Here is a 22,246-nt window from a genome sequence, read left to right as displayed (position 1 = left end):
GATCCGTAAATTGAACAATCCGTGTAATTCCAGCCTGTCTTCATTTTTTAAAAATCTTTATTATCGAATGATCAATTCAGTGTAACGTCGGCAGACAGGCGCAATCAATCCAGTGATGCGTCAATCTCTTTCAAATTTGCGACACCATTTTGCAACTAACGGAATCAGACATGCGAGACCGCGACACCCCTCAGGTGGCGATTTTCATTGAAACATCAAAAACGTTCGGTAGAGAAATCCTGCAGGGCATCTCGACTTATTCGCGAACGCATGGGCCCTGGTCGGTTTACATTGACGAATGGGGACCGGAGACATCCCTGCCCGACTGGCTGAATGGCTGGGAAGGAGACGGCATCATTGCCCGTGTCCGTTCCCGCCAGATGTCAGAGCGCCTGGCGGCTCTCAATGTCCCCGTGGTAGATACACTTCAGCAGATCCCGGCCCTGGAACTTTCCGGCGTCTATTCCGACGATGTCGCCCTGGCCCGCATTGCGTTTGAACATTTACAGAATCGACACCTCAGGCATTTTGCCTTTGTGGGAGTCGAACGGGCCAACTGGTCGCTCCGCCGTCAACAGGCATTCGCCAGACAGGCACAGCAACAGGGCGCGGAATGTGAAATCTATTCTCCCCTCTCCCGCAGGAGATTCGCAGAAAGCTGGAATGGAGGCCAGGAAGATCTGGCCGACTGGCTGGAGTCACTCCCCAAGCCGGTCGGACTGATGGCGGCACACGACCTGCGTGCGCTCTGCGTACTGGATGCGTGTCGTCGACGCAAAATCGCTGTGCCGGAACAGGTGGCTGTCGTAGGCGTCGACAATGATGATGTCTTCTGCGAAGTGGTCGACCCGCCACTAACCAGCATTTCACATCAGGCAAAAGAAATCGGTTACCAGGCTGCCGCTCTGCTGGATCGTCTGATGCGTGGTCAGCAGACAGACGATTCGACAATCCTCGTCCCTCCCCGCCTGCTGATTCCCCGTCGTTCCACAGACACCGTTGCCGTTGATGATCCGGCGATTGCTGCTGCCCTGGAATTCATCAGGCGGAATGCCTGTGGTAAAATCAGCGTCTCCCTGATTGCTCGCGAAGTAAACCTGGCCCGCCGTTCCCTGGAACGTCGCTTTATCAGGCTGGTCGGGAAGACACCGCACCAGATCATCTCGGAAGAACGTCTGCGCCGCGCCAGACAACTTCTGATCGACACCGACTTCACCCTCGAACAGATCGCGACCATGTCCGGATTCTCAAGCGCTGCATACCTGAGCGTGATCATTAAACAGAATGAAAACTGTACCCCGACCGAATTTCGACAGAGAACGTTCCGCTAGTGTTCCCATCAGCACAGTTCAGAATCGGAACAACCACCACTTTGAAGCAACGAGTGAAAAGCGATCATTTATTCCATCAATGTTCTAACTGAAATAAGATCAACGATACTCTTTCATAGGCTATTGACGCCTCAATTACTTACCCATAAAATAGCCGGATTCCATCTCTTACATCAGGGCTAAAAATGGCGCAGAGCAATCTCCAACAAGAGCTAAGAAAGAAACAGCCTTTCGATTCCCTGGAACAGGCCGCCATTTTAAATATCCTGCGAACCAGTGATATTTTTCATAACCAGTTCGGTAAACTGTTCCGGGAATATGGCTTAACTCCTTCTCAGTACAATGTTTTACGCATTTTGCGTGGGGAAGGTAAGCCAATGCCTTCTCTTGAAATCGCCAGTCGCATGGTACAGGTCGTCCCCGCCATTACCGGGCTGCTGGACCGTCTCCAGGCACAGGAACTGGTCAAACGCAAACGCTGCACCGAAGACAGACGGGTAGTCTATATCGAGATTACCCCCAAAGCACTGAAACTGCTGAAGCAGATTGACGAACCGGACCTGGAGCTGCACCGAAAACTGATCGGGCACCTCAGCAAAGACGAGCTCCGCGAACTGTCCCGACTGCTGGAAAAAGCTCGAACCTCCCTGACATCAGCCAGTTCGGACTGAAATTCCCTGGTTCTTTTAGCCAGAGAACGAGAATTGCTTTCTAAGATTCAGAAACAACTCATGCTGCTGAGAATTGGTGAATTCCTCACGAGACCGCTTCGATTTCCCCAGCCTCACATACTCAAGCCGTTTTATCTTCCCTGCTTGACTCCTCAAGTAACAAAACGACGATGAAAGACCCATTATCATAGCCGTTTTTGACTTTTTCCTGAAAATCCCAAATCTCTGGCGCAGGTCTGCTTTTTTCGATGAGTTAATTAAATAAGGGAAGGTACGTACCTGTATCAATATCATATGCGGGAGCGTTTTCGCGAACTCCAAAGATTACCAGAATGTCTTTTTCCTGCTGGAGAATTTTATTCCATTCTTCAGATGGTTCGAGTAAATTAAAAGATGTACTTCTTTTACATCTACCTCCTGAACTGATTCGAATCCATAAGATTGACCAGAGACGACGTTCAGCATCTGATGATTCAGAAAGCTGAGACCCTGAAGAGATCAGTAAGGACCGCCATCAAATGAATTACAGTGCTGAATGGCCTTCGACACATATCACCCTCCTGAATCGTGTCCGCCTCCACACGGATACGGAAGCATGGATGGAGTTTGTGAAAATCTATGGGCCATTAATTTACAACTATTGCCGCAAAAAACGGTTAAACGACACCGATGCGGAAGATGTCTGCCAGGAAGTCTTTCGTCAGATCAGTACTTCCCTGAATTCATTTGAATACAATCGCAAACTGGGGCGTTTTCGTTCCTGGCTGGGTACTGTCACCTACCATGAGATCTGCCGATTCTGGAAGAAAAACCAACGAGTCCAGCACCAGACGGGCAATAGTGAGCTGGAAGAATTTATCAACAAACATCCTGGCGAAATCGACGGTGTCTGGTCAGATGAATTCTGCAGCCATATTTACGAAACTGCCGTGGAGAATATTCGTCCCCAGTTTGATGAAAAAACCTGGCGTGCCTTCGAACTTACCTGGATTCAGGATTCCCCCTCAAAAGCAGCAGCGGTAGAATTAGAAGTCGAGCTGAACTGGATTTATAAAGCAAAATTTCTGGTGCAGCAAAAACTCAAAGAAGAAATCAAGCGGCTCTCTTTTGACAGCATCGTGTTCCAGAAATAAACAGTTCTCGAGTTCTTCATGGATAAGTGCCTCTCGGACAGTCAAATCATTCAATATCTCGTTCATGATCTGGACAGCGAAGAACTGAAACGCTGCTCAGAGCACTTGAATCATTGTGCGAGTTGCCAGAAACGAATTGAAATTGAAGCGGATGATGACGAACTGAAAGCCTGGCAGCACTGCCATCAGCGGCAACTGCAGGAGGCCCATGCAGAAAAACAGCCTTTCTCAGATGATCGCATCGATCGGCTGTTTCGCTCAACCATCTCTTCCATTCAACAGTCTGGATCTTCCCAGGATACTTCGCCTCCCAAAGCTGCCTCCAGGCCCACGCCTGCTTTTACGCCCCTGGAAGAAACACCAGTCAGAACGCTGGGAAACTACAATCTGATTGAACAGATCGGGCAAGGAGGCATGGGAGTTGTCTATCGCGCCACTCACACACACCTGAAAAAACAGGTCGTTGTCAAACTGATCCTGAACAGTCGCTGGGACGATAAGAATCAGATCCAGAGGTTCTATCGGGAAATGGAAGTGATCGGGAATCTGGATCACCCGAACATCGTGAAAGCCAGAGACGCAGGTGAGATCGATGGCACCTGTTTTCTGGTCATGGAATATCTGGATGGACATGATGTCAAATCCATCCTGAAAGCAGAAGGAAAACTTTCGATCACGTCCGCCTGTTACATTCTGCGACAGGTGGCCAACGGCTTGCAATACATTCATAACCACCAGTTGATCCATCGGGATATCAAGCCCTCCAATCTGTTTTTAACAGTCGACGGCCAGGTCAAAATTCTCGACCTGGGCCTGGCAGGTCTCTCACAGGGAGAAGCCAGCGACCTGACCGACAGCCACTGCATCATGGGAAGCGTGTATTACATGGCCCCTGAGCAGGCACAGAGCGTCAAGCGAATTGATCATCGCGCCGACATCTACAGCCTGGGTTGCGCTTTCTTTCAAATGCTCACAGGCCGCCCGCCCTTTAAGAGACCATCCCAAATCGAAACCATCCTGGCTCATCGCGAAGACCCGGCGCCCCATATCAGGGTTTCCCGACCGGAGATTCCCGATGAACTCGAAGCACTGTTTCAGTCCATGCTCAAGAAAGATCCGGAAGAACGGATCCAGACCATGGCTGAAATTGTGGAAATCCTGGATCATTTTCTGCATGAGCATTCGGACCTGGTACTCAGCGAATCCTCGGAAACCCGGTTTACTGAATCACAGGAATTAAGAGCACTCTGCAATAACGCCAGGCTCTCTCCAGCGATTGAAGCCCTGCAGCAGACAGCCAGCACCCAGTACACACGCCCCCACAAGCCTGCCCGGCTCCAGAAAAAAACCGTCGTCTCATCCGTATTCGTTTGCTGCGTTCTGGGCGTCATCACGATCCCGTTCTGGGAACAAATATCTGGAACGAAGGATCCCATCCCCGTCGTCCCACTGTCGGAAAATTCCTCTCCCGTATCCGCAGCTGAACCGAACACTTCCCATCCGGAACTGGAGCGTAAAGCAGCCATCTGGTTCATTAATCATGGGTGTGAACTGGTTATCTCCGGTGAAATCGAGCCGGTAAATCAAATAGAAAAACTGCCTGAGCATGACTTCAATATCACTCAAATTGATTTCAAACCACAGACCATCACTCCCGAACTGCTGGCACCTCTCAAAGATCTGTCAAAACTCGAAATCCTTTACATGGACGATTGCGATGTCGAACCAGGATCCCTGAAACCACTGGAAGGGATGCGGGCGCTCTGGAAACTGGACCTGCACAATTCGGGAATCACCGATGACGATCTGGCCGTAATCAGCAGCCTGAAAAATTTAGCCAACCTGTCAATTCAAAAGAATCTGAAACTGACAGATCAGGGAGTGCAGTATCTTGGTCATTTACAAAAACTCAAATCCGTCAACCTTGCCCGCTTGAATGTGTCTGACAAAGGCCTGCAGTTTCTGCGGACCAATCCCGATCTGATCTGGTTAAGTCTCGAAGAGACCCAGATCACTGATGATACTGTTCCCGCGTTCAAACAACTGCACAGCATGGAAAAGCTGTTTCTGAAAAAAACCAGGATTTCAGAAAAGGAATTTCAGGATCTGAAAAACAGCCTCAAAAAACTGACCGAATATTCTTACTGATCCCTCTTACGGATTCTAAAACAGCGGTTCTTAAACCCTCTCCCGATCAGACGCTCAAGATAAGATCACTACCCGCCTTTAGAATCTGAAATCTTTATCTTGACCTGTTGGTCCCCTTCTGAATACTTCACATAAGTTTCGTGTTTTCAGATTCTCACTTAAAAGGGCTAAATTAATGGTAGGAAACGCAGTCTGGCCAAAGTCAGCAAAAGCAGAACAACAGGAAAACCAGACAATTTTAGAGGTAGACCCTGACCGGAATCTGGTCAGCATCGTGATCGCAGCCAGAAATAACGGACCGTTCCTCTCAGAGGCGATCGAATCCGCTTTGAACCAAAGCGTTGAATGTGAAGTGATTTATGTCGACGACTGCAGCTTTGACGATTCCCTCAAAGTAGCCAACAACTACCGCGATCAGGGCCTGCAGGTGCTCAGATCCCAGTATCATCGTGGAGTCTGTGAGGCACGCAACCTGGGTGCTTCAACCGCCAAAGGCGATTACCTCCTGTTCCTGGATGGGGATGACATCCTGCAGACAGACTATGTCCAGAAACATCTGGATGCCATTACCCCTCAAACTCCTTTTGTCTATGGTGCCGCAGAAGCATTCGGTGCTTTTTCAACATTCTGGGATGCCCCCGAATGGGCCGAGGGCCGCCTGTGGTTACGTAATTTTGTCAACACCTCGGCCCTCTGGAATCGTCATGCATTTGAAACAGCAGGACGCTGGCGGAATAAGATTAACACCATGTGGGACTGGGACCTGGCTTTACGAGGCTCTCGGCTGGGAACTCCGGCGAAAAGCGAGGCCGTCTTACTTTATCGCCAGCACCCGACTTCCTGGTCTGCCAATATCCAGACGAAAAACGAAGAACGCCAGGAAACACTGTTGCCCAAAATGAGACAGATCTGCACCAGATTGAGCATTGGATCCATTATCAGCGGCAGACTGGCAGACTTTTTTCCACAGTGGATGTCAGCGGTCGCCCAATCCGTCAAACTGATCAACACCCAGGAACCGGTAGAACTGGTCCTGCTGGATAATTCAAACAACCCACGCACACTGGAAAAGATGAGAAATGAATCCTATCGCTATCTAAACACCTTCGAAACGATTCGAATTATTTCCCATCCCGTAAAATTCCAGTACACAACGGAACGAGACAGAAGAAACAAGGTCGCCCAGTTCATGGCACATGCCTGTAACCGTCTGAAGTCTGAAATGCGGGGAGATATTCACTGGATTATCGAAGACGATATCCTGGTTCCGCTCGAAGCCGGCAAAGAACTTTCTGAGACCCTGATGAACGGCTGGGTTCCCCCGAATGCAGTCTCAGGCTGTTACCGCAGCCGCCATATCGAATCTCAGTTTGTCGGCGGCTTTTTCGATGAGGAACACATCGTGAACACCTTCAAGGAACTGGGCACACAAATCACATCAGTGGATTATTGTGGTACAGGTTGTCTGATGTACTGGAAAGACAGGACCCCTCAATACTGGCGGAGCCATTATCGGAAATCTCCCGCTCATGACTGGGCCTGGTGCGCGCAACTGAAACGGGAACATGGTGAGATTATGATGCTCCCCTCCGTGCATTGTGGTCACGTTCAGACACCGGAAAACATCCTGTATTAGCGTTTCCGGAAGGGGCCTCTCAGAAGATTGGGGCCATAAATAGAAAAACACGAGCTCACAACACAAGATAGGAAGCAGGCACTAGTCCCCTACAATGTGTGCTAAAAAGCAAGTGAGCCCGTGTCTTTCGTGATTAGTTCATTTTGCTTTCACAAAAATGAATAACACCCTCTACTGAGATATAGGGAGGGAAACGGGAAATCTTCCTGTAAATATTCAGAAATTCGACATGTTTTATTAAAACAACACAACCACATGTTCTTTTACACCCTAATGCTATATTTGAACACAACCCATTCCATATTGAATATAACGTGATATTCAGCCAAATGGATCAAATAAAATATGGACGTAAACTGAATAATAATATCCAGTTTGGAACGATTCCTATTCTGCCTTACCTTTTCCCGGCTACCACATCCCAGACTCTTCCTGCTCCTGGTCGATGTATTATATTCTTCTCAGCAAAACAAAATACATATTTGTGCACTTATGCACCAATGAATCAAAAGCAGGCAATTCTTGATTAACCTTTGTTTCTGAATCACATTCATTTGACAATATATTGTTAACAATCTACAAAAGACAAAATAAACGGAAAAACCATTCCCCAGGTACAGGGAACTCAAATGAATGATCTACAGTTAGTCCGAGGTCTGGGCGAGCAAATTGTGGAACGGCTCAGAGAAGATATTTTTGCCGGCCGAATTGCAGAGGGGGATCGACTTCGAGAAGCCGATCTGGCCAAACGCTTCTCTGTCAGTCGCGGCCCCATTCGCGAAGCCATCCAGCAACTGACCTGGGAAGGCGTTCTGGAAACGGATCGCAATAAAGGTGCTATGGTGGCGACGTCGGCCCCCGATGAAATCACCGAATTGATTATCCCCCTGCGCTGCACCATCGAAAAATATGCGGTACGACTCTTCTTTGATCAACTGACCGAAGAAGATTTCCAGATCTGGGATCAGATTCTGCTCAAAATGAAACACGCATGTGAAGCCAGAGACTTCGCCCTGATTTCCGAACACGATATCGCCTTCCACCGGGCTCTGGTCACTCGCTCTCACTCCCCCGACCTGCTGGCGATCTGGTCCGCGATTGTTTCGCGCGTCAGGCGACATTTCCGTGAATCGCATTTGAACTACGCCAATCCATTGCAGATTTACGAGGAACATCTCCCGATCATCGAAGCTTTGAGAAACCAGAGTCTGGCAGACGCGCTGCAAGTCATCGAAAATCATATTGAGTAAAACAAAAGAGACGCATGATGAATCCGTATTTACATGTGTATCAACTGGGACTGCTGATCTGCCTGCTTTTACCAGCAGGTCACCAGCAGGGATACGCAGAACCGGGAAACCCGCAGCAGCACCAGGCGGAGCGCGTTCGATTTTTTGAACAACACGTGCGTCCCCTGCTCCTCAAACATTGCATTGAATGCCATGGCCCCCAAAAACAGTTTGCAGAACTCCGACTGGATGCACGCGAACATCTGCTGAAGGGGGGCGAGAGTGGACCGGCCATTGTGGTAAACCAGCCCAAAGAAAGTCTGCTGCTCTCAGCCGTCAAACGTGAGTCGCTGGAAATGCCCCCTGAGCAACCACTCACACCGCAGGAAATTGAGGTACTGACCACCTGGATCGAGCAGGGAGCCGTCTGGCCGGAAGCTGCCAGGTTGTCGGACTCCAAATCAACTGACTTCTCCCGGCACTGGTCTTTTCAACCCATTCAAAACTCACCGCGACCTGCCGTCATAAACACCAGCTGGCCTCAGAACGACATCGATTATTACATCCTCGCCCGGCTCGAAGCGGAACAGCTTTCCCCCTCTCCACCCGCCACTCCCGCTACCCTCTTGAAACGCATGTACTGGGATCTGAACGGTCTGCTCCCCGCTTACAGTGAGATCGAATCATTTTCAAAATCCTTCAGCCCCACTGTATCGCAAGCCACAGTCGACAAATTACTGGACTCTCCCCATTACGGCGAACGCTGGGGCAGACACTGGCTCGATCTCGCCCGCTATGCAGATACCAAAGGTTATGTCTTTTTTGAAAAGCCCACCTTTCACAATGCATTCACCTACCGTGACTATGTCATCGACAGCTTCAATCAGGATAAGCCATTCAACCAGTTTGTTCTCGAACAACTGGCGGCAGACTATCTGACCGATGAGCTGCCACACGAAACATTAGCGGCCCTCGGTTTCATCACCGTCGGTCCTCGCTTCAAAAACGACACCCACGATATTATTTCGGACCGCATCGACGTCGTTACCCGCGGTTTTCTCGGGCTGACCGTCGGCTGTGCCCGCTGTCACGATCATAAATATGACCCGATCAGCATTGAAGACTATTACTCGCTCTACGGCGTCTTTCGAAATTCACTGCAGCCCATCGATCTCCCCTTCCGCAATCAGGGTCCTCTGTCGCCCCAACTGGCCGAACAGGCGCAAAAGATTCAGCAGACAGCGCAGGAACTGAATCAGCTCTATCAGCAGAAACATCACAAAGTTCTCGAGGATACACATCAGCGACTTGCCGAATACCTGACCATGGCCCAGTCACAGAGAAACGGACCGGACACCGTCAAGTTTGACGTGATTGTCGACGGCGATGATCTCAATCCCGAAGTCCTGCTGCTCTGGCAGGAATTCCTGGACCTTTCCGAGAAAAATGCGGAGCCCGTTTTCTCACTCTGGCACAAACTCGCAAAAATTCCTGCCGCCGACTTTCAGCCTCAAGCCCTGAAATTGCTGCTGCACTCAGTCCAGAACCAGAAAACCAGTCCAACGGAACGCCTGATCGCAGACTACCTGCTGAAACAGAACCCGCAAACATTCGAAGATGTCATTCGCGGCTATGCATCGCTGTTCAAACAGATTGACCAGGCATGGGAAACGCGAACCGTGACGGCCACCAGACCGGGTCAGCAGAAAAACTCCCAGCCCTTTCCTGCAGCCCAAACAGACGTTTTGAATGCATTCTTCAGCCCGCACTCCCCGCTGGTCATGCCCCTGCATGGCTATACGGTACTGCGTCTCTTCCCGGATCGAAAACAGCAGGAGAAAGTCAAACAGCTGAATGCCGCCCTCGATCAGGCCCGCGCCACAGCGCCCGCGGAACTGGCACAGATGCTCGCACTTCAGGATGCAGAACAGATCATCGAACCCCGCGTCTTCAGGCGCGGCAACCCCGGGACGCCAGCCCAGGCAGTCCCCCGCCGCTATCTGCACTTTTTTGATCAGCTCTCAGCAGACCCTTTCACGCAAGGCAGCGGGAGACTTGAACTGGCCCAGGCCATCATTTCTCCAGAGAATCCGTTGACCGCCCGCGTGATCGTCAATCGTGTCTGGCAGCATCATTTCGGACAGGGTCTCGTCTCCACTCCCAGTGATTTCGGTATCCAGGGCGCTAAACCCAGCCACCCCGAACTGCTCGATCACCTGGCCCGCTGGTTCATGCAGCACGGCTGGTCCATCAAACAACTCCACCACTATATCATGTCCTCTGCCACGTATCAGCAGCAGAGTCGCTCCAACGTTGCTGGCGAGAAACGAGATCCCGCCAACAAACTTCTCTGGCGCATGAATCGCAGACGCCAGGATTTCGAAACGATGCGCGATACCCTGCTGCAGGTCAGCCACCAACTCGATCTGGCTGTGGGAGGCAAATCCGTCCGAGGCATCGCAGCCACTGCCAACAAACGCAGAACCTTATACACGTTCATCGATCGTCAGAACGTTCCCGGGCTGCTCCGTACCTTTGACTTCCCTTCTCCGGATGTCAGTAGCGGTGCGCGGAATTCCACCTCGGTCCCCGGGCAGTCCCTGTTCCTCATGAACCACCCCCTCGTACTGAATGCCGCCCGCATTCTGGGAGAACAGGCACACAAGTCACCAGATCCCCAGACAGGCATCCGGCAGCTGTTTCAGTCTATCCTGCAGCGCGAGCCGACTCCCGATGAATTACAGGCCATGCAGCAATATCTGGAATCAGATCAGGTCGAATCCCCTTCAGCACCTGAGATTGCAGAATGGGAATACGGCTACGGAGCCTACGACGAAAAAACACAAACCTTATCCGGTTTCAAACCACTTCCCTACTGGAATGGAAAACAGTATCAGGGCGGAAACCAGCTCCCCGATCCCAAAATCGGCTGGGTCTTTTTAGACAACACGGGCGGCCATCCTGGGAATGACATGCAGCATGTCGCCGTCATCCGCTGGCGGGCTCCTGAAACGATGACCGTCTCCCTGCACGGCAAACTGGCCCATGAACTCCCCCAGGGAAATGGAGTCCGGGGCCGCGTGCTCGTCGCTGGTAAAAAAGTACTCGGTCCCTGGACAATTCACCAGAAATCGGTCGACACTAACCTTGAGAAGATCCAGCTCAAACAAGGCCAGACCATTGATTTCGTGGTCGACATTGCCGGACAGCTCGGCTTCGACTCCTTTGTCTGGTCTCCCGAAATTAAAACACAATCGTTGGCGCTCACGGCTACCTCCGGTGAAAAACCAGAGCAGACACCAGAACGCCAGTGGAACTACTCCCGGGATTTCAGAAAACCGGAACCGGTCCGAATTACCCCCTGGCAGAGCCTGGCACAGATTCTTCTGTTATCCAACGAATTTCAGTTTATCGATTAAAGCGGTACGATCATGCATCAGTTCAGCCACAACCCGTTTCTGACAAGACGCGAAATGCTGACCCGCTCCGGCATGGGGATGGGTATGCTCGCCCTCGCTGATCTGACCTCTCAGGAAAGCCTGCAGGCAGCAAAGCAGACCGCCTCCGTCACCCGCCACCATCCTGCCCGGGCCAAACAGGTCGTGCATCTGTTTATGAACGGCGGCCCCTCCCACGTCGATACCTTCGACCCCAAGCCGCTGTTGAAGAAATTTCATGGCAAGCCACTGCCCAACCCTAATCTACCCACGGAACGCAAAACCGCCGGCGCACTGGGTTCTCCCTTCCAGTTTCACAAATTTGGCGAATCCGGCATCGAAGTCAGTGAACTGTTCCAGAAAACAGCCACCCATATCGACGACATGTGTGTCATCCGTTCCATGCACTCCGACATCCCCAATCATGAGCCTTCACTGTTACTCATGAACTGCGGCGACAACGCCCTGCCCCGTCCCAGTTTTGGCTCCTGGGTCAATTACGGTCTGGGAACGCTCAATGAAAATCTGCCCGGCTTCGTCGTGCTCTGCCCCAACGGCTTTCCAGTCGTCGGCCCCAAAAACTGGCGATCTGCTTTTCTGCCGGGTTCATTTCAGGGAACCCATCTGGACACCAAAGAGACTGACGTCACCCGCCTGATCGAAAACATCAACAACCCACAAACTCCAGAACGCCAGAGACGTCAACTCGACCTGCTGCAGCAGTTCAACCAGCGGCACCTCGCACAACGCGGACACGATCCCCTGCTCGAAGCCCGCATCCAATCCTTCGAACTCGCTTATCGCATGCAGTTCGCTGCTTCCGATGTCCTTGATCTTTCCAAAGAACCGAAACACATCCACGAAATGTATGGCGACGGTCTCCAGGGTCGCCAGTTATTGATGACACGCCGCCTGCTCGAACAGGGAGTCCGTTTCATCCAGGTCTGGCACAGCGGCGGACAGGAATGGGATCATCACAGTGGTATCGAAAAAAATCTGAAACGCCTCTGTGGGCAGTGGGACCAGCCCATCGCCGCATTCCTGCAGGACCTCAAACAGCGGGGCATGCTCGATTCCACACTCGTACTCTGGGGAGGCGAATTCGGCCGTACCCCGGTCGCGGAGCTCCCCGCGATGAATGGACGCGATCACAATCACTACGGCTTCAGCATGTGGATGGCCGGCGGTGGCGTCCGAGGAGGCTACGTACATGGCGCTACCGATGAAACCGGCTTCGCGGCCGCTGAAAATAAAGTCCACGTGCACGACCTGCACGCCACCATGCTGCACCTGCTCGGCATTGATCACGAACGGCTCACTTATCGCTATGCGGGTCGCGACTTCCGTCTGACTGACGTGCACGGTCGCGTCGTCAAAGAAATTATCTCATAACACAATCAACCATTTTAGGAATCATTCTCCTTTCAGTTAAGGCATCTCATCTCCATGAAAATCGAACAAATCGTCTGCCAGATCCTCCGCTCGGGTTCCGTCACCAATAAAACCGCCAGCTGCCAGGATTCGGTTCTGGTCCGTATCAAAACCGATAACGGTCTGGAAGGGATCGGCGAAGCGGACTCCTCCCCCGAAGTGGTCAAAGCCATCATCGACGCCCCTTACAGCCACAACGTGGCCTGCGGATTAAGAGAGCTCCTGATCGGCGAAAACCCGCTGGAAACAGAACGCCTCTGGCAGAAAATGTATCGCCACACCATGTACTTCGGCCGCACCGGCGTCACCATCACTGCGATGGCCGCGATCGACATGGCTCTCTGGGACCTCAAAGGCAAACACTTCGGCGAACCGATCCATCGCCTACTCGGCGGCGCTCATCACAGTGAATTCCGCGCCTACGCTTCAATCCTGTTCGGTAAAGATGGCCAGGAAACCTGCGACATCGCCCAACGCTGGATCGAAAACGGTTACACCGCCGTCAAGTTCGGCTGGGAACCGATGGGAGAGTCGGAAGCACTCGACATCGAACTGGTGGCGGGAGCCCGCGAAGGCATGGGAGACGGCACTCTGCTCATCGATGCCGGCTGTGTCTGGGATGCCAGAACCGCCCTGCAGCGGGCCAACGCTTTCGCCGATTACAATATCGGCTGGCTCGAAGAACCGCTCTTCCCTCACGATGTCGCCGGTTATGCCTGGCTCAAAGATCGCTCCCCCGTTCCCATCGCTGCCGGCGAAGAAGAATGCGGACGCGAATCCTTCGGCCCCTATCTTGAACAGCGGGCCCTCGATGTCTATCAGATCGACCTCGCCCGTAACGGCTTCACCGAAGCCTCCTATCTGAAACAGCGGGTTTCCGATATTGGTGCCCGGCCCTGCAATCACTGTTACACCAGCCCCATCACTGTTGCCGCCTCGCTGCACTGGCTGGCCACCTGCAAAGATGCCTTCATCTTTGAAGACTGCGTCGAAGACGAACCGATCCGTAATGAACTGACCCACGAAAAGGTCCAGGCCGAAAACGGCATCATTCAGGTTCCCGATCGACCGGGGCTCGGCGTCACGCTTAACGAAGAATTCGTCGCCGCTCATATTGTATCAGAATCTAAATAGTGTCCCCTGTCACACATCCCCTGACCAGACTGAGATCACAACATGACACAAACTCCCATTCGTACGAAGATCGACTTTGAACAGCCCGGTACTCAATGGAGTACGCTCAATATTCCCTTCTCTTACAACTTGAGCGGCTGGTCGCAACTGCAGATTCCCATCGCCACCATGGCCAACGGCGACGGCCCCACCGTGCTCCTCATGGCCGGTAATCACGGAGATGAATATCCCGGCCCCATCGCCATTATGAAACTGATGAAAACCCTGCAGCTGGAACAGATTTCCGGCCGCATTATTTTCATCCCCGCGATCAACATCCCCGCCGCCAAAGCAGCCACGCGACTCTCCCCCCTGGATGGGAAAAACCTCAACCGCTGCTTCCCCGGAAACGCGGAGGGCACCGTCACCGAAATCATGGCCCACTACCTCACCACGGAAATCTTTCCGCGAGTCGATGTCGTCATCGATCTGCACACCGGCGGCCGCGGCGTTTACTTTTATCCCTGTGCCCACTTGCACCTGGTCGATGATCTCGAACAGCGCCGCCGCATGGCTCAGGCCACACTCGCCTACAACACCGATTTCGCATTCCTCTATGCCGATATCGCCGGCAAAGGGCTCCTGCCTGTCGAAGCGGAAAACATGGGAAAAACCGTCGTCACCACTGAAATGGGCGGCGGCGAAGTGACTCCGGCCAGCGTGCACCGCACCACGCAGTCCGGTTTGCACAATGTCCTGATTCACCTCAAAGTCCTGCAGGGAGAAGAACAGAGCCGCGCCGACCTGGGCCTGGCTCCCACCCGCTGGATCCAGGCACTCGACGCCGACGACTATATGTTTGCCCCCGAGTCCGGCCTGTTTGAAAGTTTCGTCGATGTCGGAGCCGACGTCTCAGCAGGACAGCCCCTGGGAGCACTCTACTTCCTCGAACGCCCGGACCGCGAACCGACGATCATCGAAGCCCCCTCGGATGGTATCGCGATCGCCCATCGCGGGCCAACCTTAACCAGCCAGGGAGACATCGCCTTCTGCCTGGCGCATGATGTGGATCCTGCCGTCCTGAAAACATTCGAATAATCTCCTGTTTCTCACCATCGGGAAGACATGCATGACAGGTCTGGACTGGTTCATTGTCTTTTTACTGAATGGCGCGGTGATCGCCTTTGGCTTTTACCTCGCCCGCAGTACGAAATCCAGCAGCGACTGGTTCCTCGGCGGACGCTCGCTCCCCTGGTGGGGGCTGGGTCTCTCGATTTTTGCCACCAGTGTTGACAACGCCGACGCTGTCTCCCTGACGGGATACGCCTTTAACCACGGCATGCATATCATCACCGCTTTCACCCTTGCCAGTGTCTGCGGTGCGGTCCTGGCCTCGTTCGTCGTGGTCCCGGTCCTCTATCGAGGCGGCTTCTACACCAACGCCGAATACCTGGAAACCCGCTTCGGCAAATCCATCCGCGTCTTCAGCGCCCTGATTCAGATCCAGTACCGCACCAGTATGCTCGGTCTGATGATCTGGTCTATTTATCTCATGCTGCAGGGCCTCCTTGATTTCACTCCCACGCAATGCTGGACGCTCATCACGCTGCTGGTCATCTTCACCGCCGCCTATACCACCTGGGGGGGGCTCACATCCGTCGTCTGGACCGACGCCCTCCAGAGTCTGATCATGATGGCTGGCGGCATTACCATTTTCTACGCCGTCTGGTCCGCCACCGGGGGCTGGTCAACAATGATCGACAAACTCTCGCAGTCCACCGACGCCGGCGGACAACCGCTAAGCAACTGGCTGCACATCGGCCAGTTCCAGGATCCCAAATCCACCTCCCCCTATCTGATCGTCATGGGCTGGACCATCATCGGCATGGGTTATTACACCGTCAATCACACGCAAACCATGCGGCTCATGGGAGCCCGCTCACTCTGGGACATGAAAATGGCCGCCCTCTTCGGCTGCCTGTTGATCATGCCCATCATGATCGGCACCACCCTGATGGGAGTCATGGGCCGCGTCCTGGTTCCTGAATTCACGCCTCAAGATGCCGATCGGTTATTGCCTCATTTCGCCAACCAGTATCTCGCTCCCGGATTCAAAGGACTCGTCGTCGCGGGTATTCTTTCCGCTGCCATCAGCACTTTCGATTCCATCGGCTCCGCCCTCTCGGCTCTGTTCACCCGCGATATTTATGCACGCTGGATTAAAACCGATGCCACGGAAGCGCATTACCTGAAAACCACCCGCTGGGCAACCATCGGCATTCTGTTGATGGGCTTCCTCTACATCCCCTTCATTGCCCGTTACGACAACATGATCCAGGCCTTCCGCACATTGATTCCTGTGTTTGTCACGCCATTATTTACCGTTTATATTGTAGGCGTTCTGACCCGCGTCCCGCGTCAGAGTGGTCTGGTCGGACTCTGCGCCGGCTCCCTGTACGGACTGATTGGCTTCATCGACCGCGTCCTGGTCGACGAACCGCTGTTCAGCCCCTGGTTGACGGAAGTCTGGTACGCCTTCCCCTGCTCGATGATCATCACGACACTCGCCATGCTCGCCGCCGCCCTCAAATGGGGCTGGTTGAAACCGGAACAACAGCAGGAACAGCAGACACCACCCGCTCCGGAAAAACACGACTGGCTCTCCGAAAGCCGTCAGGAACTGCTCGCCGTCAAAGAATCTCCCTTTAATAAGCCGGTTCCTCAATACCTCAACCCCAACTGGTACGCGATTGTTTTAATCGCCTTCTCCTGCTGGGTCATATTTGGACTCTTCTGGTAATCCGCCACTACAAGAAAACTCCCGGGACTCCCCCATGCAACACTGCTTCAGATTATCGTGGTTCCCCCTGCTGATCGCCTTGTTAGTCCATCCGGGCCATGCCGCTGATCCGCCACAACAGAAACCAGCGGCCCTCGATATTGAATTCAAAGCAAACTGCGATCAGACGACACAACGCTACGTCCTGCTGCTGCCAGAACAGTTCTCGCCGAAAGAACCCCACTCGCTGCTCATCGCCCTGCACGGACACGGTTCCGACCGCTGGCAGTTCGTCAAAGATCCGCGGGGTGAATGCCGGGCGGCTCGCGATATCGCCGTCAAGTATAACCTGATCTACGTCTCCCCCGATTACAGAGCCCGCACCTCCTGGATGGGCCCCCAGGCAGAATCCGACCTGCAACAGATCATCGAGGAACTGAAGTCGAAATATCAAATCGACCAGGTCTTCCTCTGTGGCGGATCGATGGGAGGCTCGTCCAGTCTGACCTTTGCCGCCCTGCATCCAGAACTCATCGCCGGCGTCGCCGCCATGAACCCCACCGCCAACCATCTGGAGTACAACAATTTTCAGCAAGCTATCCAGGCCTCCTTCGGTGGTACCAAACAGCAGATCCCCGCAGAATACAAAAAACGGAGTGCCGAATATTGGCCCGAAAAACTGACGATGCCCCTCAGCATCTCACTCGGCGGGAAAGACACCAGCGTTCCCCCGGACAGTGCCCGCCGACTGATCAATATCTTGAAACAACTAAACCGAGAGGTCCTGCTGATCGACCGTCCGCACGAAGGCCACAAGACCAGCTATGATGACAGCCGCGCGATCCTGGAATTCATCATCCAGCGGGCCACTAGCAAGAATGAGAAACCGGCGCAATAACCCCGGTCACTGACCGATCTGAGTTTCGCTGCGTAACAGATTACCGCGGTTCAACAGCTCTTCGGTCGGCACCACCACTTTGGGTTGCAGCTGATAAGTGAACTCGTGCCGATTCGTCACTTCAAAAGGCAGCAGGTTGTCCGACACCGCATCCAGCGGCATCCACTGATACCAGGGCGTCCGCACCTTCTGCATCACGGTCTGCGTTTCATAGCCGTCCTTGGTGAGAATAATCTCGCGGGTCCCGTAGTAGGTAAAATCCATCGAGACCGGCGTATAACCGATTTCTTCCCCATCCACTTTGACCAGCGCCCCGGACGGAACAGAGCGAATCGTCATCCGCCGATGCACGCACCCGGTCTGCACCGCTGCCAGCAGTAGTAACAGCGCAAACAGAGACCCACGCTTTACATCAACCGATGCAAATCTGAATCGCGGCACAGCGGCTCTCGCAGGGTGTGGATTAACAGGGTCGGACATGGACCTTGAGACGAAACTTTCGACAGGACAACATTGGCAGACAGGTTAAGGACAGATTCCTGAATGAAGAGCGGGATTCTACTTTTCTTCCCCAATCCTGCCAAGACAAATTTTGACAGTCCCCCAACAGACCATTTCCCATAAATCATTTTATAACAGACACTTACAAAACCATGATTTCAGCACGAAAATAATCCGAAACCGCGAACCTCTTTCCTAAAACCTGTTTCTAAACAGTCAGCAGCCAACTGGAATGGCACTTTTAGCGAATATCGGCAATTATTTTCGAGACAAAGCCGGGGAAGTACCCCGGTTATCTTGAATTTCTTGTGCGGTCGTGCGATAAAGTGCGGAACACTATTAGGTTATCGATTGTCGAGTCCAGACTCAGCATCGAAAACCACATCGGGACGTGGCGCAGCCTGGTAGCGCGCTACACTGGGGGTGTAGAGGTCGCAGGTTCAAATCCTGTCGTCCCGACTTACTACAACATTGAATCCCATCAACAGTTGCGAAAGCGACTGATGATGGGATTTTGTTGTTTCTATGACTGATCTGTGTCAGAATTGAAGCGGTCTTCTTCTCGCAATACCGTCATCCAGGCTGGCAACGATGAACAGCACGATCCATTATCTGAATACCGATCTCGACCTGATCAGCCCAAGTGATTTGAAGGAACTCGTCAAGGCATTCGAAGCCGCCGGAACCTCCTCTCTTCATGTCACCAGAGAAGATGACGGTTTATGGCATGCGACGTTCGAAACGGATCAGCAGTACGCTGAACCCGAACCGAATATTTCAGAGATGCTCACCACCATTGAATCTCTTTCTGAGCCACTGCTCAATCTCTGGTCAACGTGTACCCGGCGAGAATTTAACATCGGTTACCATTGTGGAATTGATCCGTGGGCATTCAACCAGGGAATTTCGGCCGCTTTACTCAGACGCCTTACGAACGCAGGAGCTTCCATTCGATTCACACTTTATCCTGCTCGATCTGGGAATATCCCCCCAAATTGACATAGCAACTTCACAGCCAGACAATTCCGACTCCACAAATTCTCATGCATTTCCAGAGCTCCCTTTTGCCCACCATTGCCTGAACAAACTGAACTTGATCCGCACCTCCCGAATCGTATCTTACTCCCCATCTGGCTCGCGCGCGAGGCAGGTGAGCCTGCACTGGAACACGCCGCACCACTGACACAGCTGCACCTGAATCGCCGTCGTTTTTTCAAGCTTTTCACCTGACTCTCGAGAACCGGTTCGCTATGTTCTCCCCTTTTGATCTGACCCAATTGGGACAAAAACCGGCCACACCAGGACAAAATCCCGGACACAACGGGACAAAATCCCGGACACAACGGGACAAAATCCGACCACATTGGGACAAAATTTTGTCTTGACCCCCACGTCCCCTTCGAGAGAATCAAAATCATCCAGTGGCATCGCGGGCATGCCCCACAGCAATCGAATCAACCAGCAATCACAGAATATTCGATCCATGACAATTTCCTTGGCAGGCGAGGACAAAGAGACATCACCCCTGGCAACAAAACACATTACGGAACCAGCGACACATAAATCACTGACTATCTACACCAGCAGACTTTCTCGAGTCTTGCGTGCTTTTCGTAGTAGTAAACCGCGTAGCATGCGGATGGATGGTGCTGTTGACTTTTCCAACAGTGCTGCAGTCAGTAAGCAACCAGCGATGAAATCGCATTACGATATAAACTTTTGCTTTCATGAAATCAGAGACATTTTACCCGATCGACTCTTGCCCTCAGAGATGAACATTCACCAGCCCCCCATCATGATTCCCCCAACCACTTAATCAGACCATACAGACACAGACCTTTCGTGCTTTTCGTGTCATTCGTGGTTTAAAATTTCCCCTGCCTGGTTTGTCAATCACCAACCAAAACAGGTAAGCTCTATGATAGACACCGTGAATCATCTCACAATATTCACGGCTCACACTCACAGCGCCACCGGAATCCATCGAATTCAAATATCGAAAGCAGATACAATGCAGAAACGCACACTCGGCAATAATCTCGAAGTCTCCGCCCTCGGCCTGGGCTGCATGGGCCTCAGCTTTGGCTACGGTCCCGCCGTCGAAGACCAGGACGGCATCGCCCTGCTCCGGTCGGCCGTTGACCTGGGCGTCACCTTCTTCGACACCGCCGAAGTCTACGGTGCCTTCACCAACGAAGAGCTCCTCGGCAAAGCTCTCGCTCCCGTCCGCGAACAGGTCATCATCGCCACCAAGTTCGGCTTCGCCATTGACGACCAGGGTGTTCAGACCGGCCTCGACAGCCGCCGCGCACACATCCGCAACGTCGTCGAAGCCTCGCTCAAACGACTACAGACCGACTACATCGACCTGCTCTATCAGCACCGCGTCGACCCGGAAGTCCCCATCGAAGAGGTCGCTGGCACCGTCAAAGAACTGATCGCAGAGGGTAAAGTCAAACACTTCGGCCTCTCGGAAGCGGGCGTCGAAGTCATCCGTCGCGCCCACGCGGTCCAGCCGGTCGCCGCCCTGCAGAGTGAATACTCTCTCTGGTGGCGCGAGCCCGAAGAAGCCATCCTCCCCACACTCGAAGAACTGGGCATCGGCTTCGTCCCCTTCAGCCCCCTGGGCAAAGGCTTCCTCACCGGCAAGATTGACGCCTCAACCACCTTCGACAGCACCGACTTCCGCAACAAGGTCCCCCGCTTCGCCGAAGAAAACCGTAAAGCCAACCTGGCCCTCGTCGACCTGCTCGGCCGGATCGCGGCACAGAAAAACGCCACCCCGGCTCAAATCGCCCTGGCATGGATCCTGGCTCAGAAACCGTGGATCGTCCCCATCCCGGGCACAACCAAACTGCATCGTCTCGAAGAAAACATCGCCGCCGCGGATATCGAACTCACGGCAGCCGATCTCGCCGAGATCGACAGTGCCCTCTCAGAAATCGACGTTCTGGGAGAACGCTACCCCGAAGCGGCCATGAAAATGATCAATCGCTAAGGACCTTCCACCATGCGCACCACCAGACTCCCTCTGCTCACCCCGACTCTGCTCTGCTTCATGAGTCTGGCTTTGCAGACCGCGCAGGCCGAGCCCGCTCCCCACCTGCTCAAACCAGATCTGGTGGTGCCCCTCTGGCAGGGCGAACCTCCTCTGTTTCAACAGGATGCCCCCGCCGAAACCTTCGATCCACTTGGCCGGATCATCAATGTGACACGCCCGGAAATCAGCGTTTTTCTCCCCGCCCCAGATAAGAACACCGGCATGGCCATCATCGTCTGTGCGGGCAGAGATTACGGCTCGGTCGAGTGGAAAACACACTTCATCTACGCAGCCGAAGTCTTCATCCCGAAGGGCGTCGCCATCATCGGTCTGAAACACCGCACTCGCCTGCCGTTCAAAGCGACCAATCCCGATATCCGGGCTCTCACGCTGTTTGATGCCAAGCGGGCCGTCCGCCTGGTGCGACATCGCGCTAAAGAGTGGAAAATCAACCCGCGGCAGATCGGTATTGCCGGTTATTCGGCGGGGGGCGACCTGGCCATGAATCTGGCAGCGAATTTCGACGCCGGTACTCCCGACGCCACCGATCCCATCGACCGGGAAAGCAGTCGTCCCGACTTCGCCATCGGCCTGGCCACCTTGCACTGGCGACAGAAGGTGTCCCCCTTTGAATTTTCAAAGAATGCACCGCCGGTCTTCCTCGTCCATGCCACCAATGACGGCATCAAGGGAGGTGCCCCGATTGAACTGCCCCGCCAAATTGCAGCCGACCTCCAGAAGTTGAACGTCCCTGTCAAAATGGCGGTCTTCGACGTCGGCGCCCACGGCGTCGGCAATCTGATCCCCCAGCGGGTCAAACACGGATTCCCACCCGCGAAATGGCCCGACCTTTTCCTCGACTGGTACCAGCAAATCAACGCAAAATGAAAAAACAGCAT

15 protein-coding genes and 1 tRNA gene are annotated in these 22,246 nt (G+C 53.2%); 15 read left to right on the top strand and 1 reads right to left on the bottom strand.

Going from position 1 to position 22,246, the window contains the following annotated elements; genetic code table 11:
- Positions 1-170: 170 nt before the first annotated feature.
- From Enr10x_RS07125 to Enr10x_RS07070, 12 genes are all read left to right on the top strand, one after another.
- A complete protein-coding gene (locus Enr10x_RS07125) occupies positions 171-1,331 on the top strand; it encodes an AraC family transcriptional regulator (RefSeq protein WP_145448549.1) in 1,161 nt (386 codons plus the stop codon).
- Between the two features lie 185 nt (positions 1,332-1,516).
- Entirely contained in the window at positions 1,517-2,002 is a 486-nt protein-coding gene (locus Enr10x_RS07120) for a MarR family winged helix-turn-helix transcriptional regulator (protein WP_145105533.1), read from the top strand.
- 518 nt (positions 2,003-2,520) lie between these two features.
- Positions 2,521-3,135, top strand: coding sequence for an RNA polymerase sigma factor (locus Enr10x_RS07115; RefSeq protein ID WP_145105530.1), 615 nt, complete (start codon positions 2,521-2,523; stop codon positions 3,133-3,135).
- 18 nt (positions 3,136-3,153) lie between these two features.
- Positions 3,154-5,283 (top strand): serine/threonine-protein kinase, encoded by a 2,130-nt coding sequence (locus Enr10x_RS07110; protein ID WP_145448548.1) that lies wholly within the window; start codon positions 3,154-3,156, stop codon positions 5,281-5,283.
- A gap of 175 nt (positions 5,284-5,458) precedes the next feature.
- Positions 5,459-6,919 carry a glycosyltransferase family 2 protein gene (locus Enr10x_RS07105; RefSeq protein WP_145448547.1) on the top strand — a complete coding sequence of 487 codons (1,461 nt, stop codon included), beginning with the start codon at positions 5,459-5,461 and terminating at the stop codon, positions 6,917-6,919.
- 629 nt (positions 6,920-7,548) lie between these two features.
- A complete protein-coding gene (locus tag Enr10x_RS07100; protein ID WP_145448546.1) occupies positions 7,549-8,169 on the top strand; it encodes a GntR family transcriptional regulator in 621 nt (206 codons plus the stop codon).
- 14 nt (positions 8,170-8,183) lie between these two features.
- On the top strand, positions 8,184-11,567 hold the full coding sequence (locus Enr10x_RS07095; RefSeq protein ID WP_145448545.1) for a PSD1 and planctomycete cytochrome C domain-containing protein: 3,384 nt from the start codon (positions 8,184-8,186) through the stop codon (positions 11,565-11,567).
- Between the two features lie 12 nt (positions 11,568-11,579).
- Positions 11,580-12,977 carry a DUF1501 domain-containing protein gene (locus Enr10x_RS07090; RefSeq protein ID WP_145448544.1) on the top strand — a complete coding sequence of 466 codons (1,398 nt, stop codon included), beginning with the start codon at positions 11,580-11,582 and terminating at the stop codon, positions 12,975-12,977.
- 54 nt (positions 12,978-13,031) lie between these two features.
- Positions 13,032-14,150, top strand: coding sequence for a mandelate racemase/muconate lactonizing enzyme family protein (locus tag Enr10x_RS07085; RefSeq protein ID WP_145105512.1), 1,119 nt, complete (start codon positions 13,032-13,034; stop codon positions 14,148-14,150).
- Positions 14,151-14,192: 42 nt separating this feature from the next.
- Complete coding sequence (locus Enr10x_RS07080; protein WP_145105509.1) at positions 14,193-15,227, top strand: succinylglutamate desuccinylase/aspartoacylase family protein; 1,035 nt, start codon at positions 14,193-14,195, stop codon at positions 15,225-15,227.
- A gap of 31 nt (positions 15,228-15,258) precedes the next feature.
- Complete coding sequence (locus Enr10x_RS07075) at positions 15,259-16,929, top strand: sodium:solute symporter family transporter (protein ID WP_145448543.1); 1,671 nt, start codon at positions 15,259-15,261, stop codon at positions 16,927-16,929.
- Positions 16,930-16,963: 34 nt separating this feature from the next.
- Positions 16,964-17,806 (top strand): alpha/beta hydrolase family protein, encoded by an 843-nt coding sequence (locus Enr10x_RS07070; protein ID WP_145448542.1) that lies wholly within the window; start codon positions 16,964-16,966, stop codon positions 17,804-17,806.
- Between the two features lie 6 nt (positions 17,807-17,812).
- On the opposite strand, the gene Enr10x_RS07065 is transcribed toward Enr10x_RS07070, so the two are convergent.
- A complete protein-coding gene (locus Enr10x_RS07065) occupies positions 17,813-18,247 on the bottom strand; it encodes a PEGA domain-containing protein (protein WP_232093258.1) in 435 nt (144 codons plus the stop codon).
- A gap of 445 nt (positions 18,248-18,692) precedes the next feature.
- Here Enr10x_RS07065 and Enr10x_RS07060 point away from each other — a divergent pair.
- From Enr10x_RS07060 to Enr10x_RS07050, 3 genes are all read left to right on the top strand, one after another.
- Positions 18,693-18,766 (top strand) — tRNA-Pro (locus Enr10x_RS07060).
- 1,552 nt (positions 18,767-20,318) lie between these two features.
- A complete protein-coding gene (locus Enr10x_RS07055; RefSeq protein ID WP_145448540.1) occupies positions 20,319-21,305 on the top strand; it encodes an aldo/keto reductase in 987 nt (328 codons plus the stop codon).
- 12 nt (positions 21,306-21,317) lie between these two features.
- Positions 21,318-22,235, top strand: a complete 918-nt coding sequence (locus Enr10x_RS07050) for an alpha/beta hydrolase (protein ID WP_145448539.1) — start codon at positions 21,318-21,320, stop codon at positions 22,233-22,235.
- The last annotated feature ends 11 nt before the right edge of the window (positions 22,236-22,246 follow it).

The sequence above is a fragment of the Gimesia panareensis genome (assembly GCF_007748155.1).
Classification (GTDB): domain Bacteria; phylum Planctomycetota; class Planctomycetia; order Planctomycetales; family Planctomycetaceae; genus Gimesia; species Gimesia panareensis.
This window is presented reverse-complemented; position numbering and strand designations above follow the sequence as displayed.

Coding starts and splice junctions, on each gene's coding strand:
- Enr10x_RS07050 (WP_145448539.1), top strand. CDS start 21,318: ATGCGCACCACCAGACTCCCTCTGCTCACCCCGACTCTGCTCTGCTTC.
- Enr10x_RS07095 (WP_145448545.1), top strand. CDS start 8,184: ATGATGAATCCGTATTTACATGTGTATCAACTGGGACTGCTGATCTGC.
- Enr10x_RS07120 (WP_145105533.1), top strand. CDS start 1,517: ATGGCGCAGAGCAATCTCCAACAAGAGCTAAGAAAGAAACAGCCTTTC.
- Enr10x_RS07080 (WP_145105509.1), top strand. CDS start 14,193: ATGACACAAACTCCCATTCGTACGAAGATCGACTTTGAACAGCCCGGT.
- Enr10x_RS07055 (WP_145448540.1), top strand. CDS start 20,319: ATGCAGAAACGCACACTCGGCAATAATCTCGAAGTCTCCGCCCTCGGC.
- Enr10x_RS07085 (WP_145105512.1), top strand. CDS start 13,032: ATGAAAATCGAACAAATCGTCTGCCAGATCCTCCGCTCGGGTTCCGTC.
- Enr10x_RS07125 (WP_145448549.1), top strand. CDS start 171: ATGCGAGACCGCGACACCCCTCAGGTGGCGATTTTCATTGAAACATCA.
- Enr10x_RS07100 (WP_145448546.1), top strand. CDS start 7,549: ATGAATGATCTACAGTTAGTCCGAGGTCTGGGCGAGCAAATTGTGGAA.
- Enr10x_RS07105 (WP_145448547.1), top strand. CDS start 5,459: ATGGTAGGAAACGCAGTCTGGCCAAAGTCAGCAAAAGCAGAACAACAG.
- Enr10x_RS07090 (WP_145448544.1), top strand. CDS start 11,580: ATGCATCAGTTCAGCCACAACCCGTTTCTGACAAGACGCGAAATGCTG.
- Enr10x_RS07115 (WP_145105530.1), top strand. CDS start 2,521: ATGAATTACAGTGCTGAATGGCCTTCGACACATATCACCCTCCTGAAT.
- Enr10x_RS07070 (WP_145448542.1), top strand. CDS start 16,964: ATGCAACACTGCTTCAGATTATCGTGGTTCCCCCTGCTGATCGCCTTG.
- Enr10x_RS07075 (WP_145448543.1), top strand. CDS start 15,259: ATGACAGGTCTGGACTGGTTCATTGTCTTTTTACTGAATGGCGCGGTG.
- Enr10x_RS07110 (WP_145448548.1), top strand. CDS start 3,154: ATGGATAAGTGCCTCTCGGACAGTCAAATCATTCAATATCTCGTTCAT.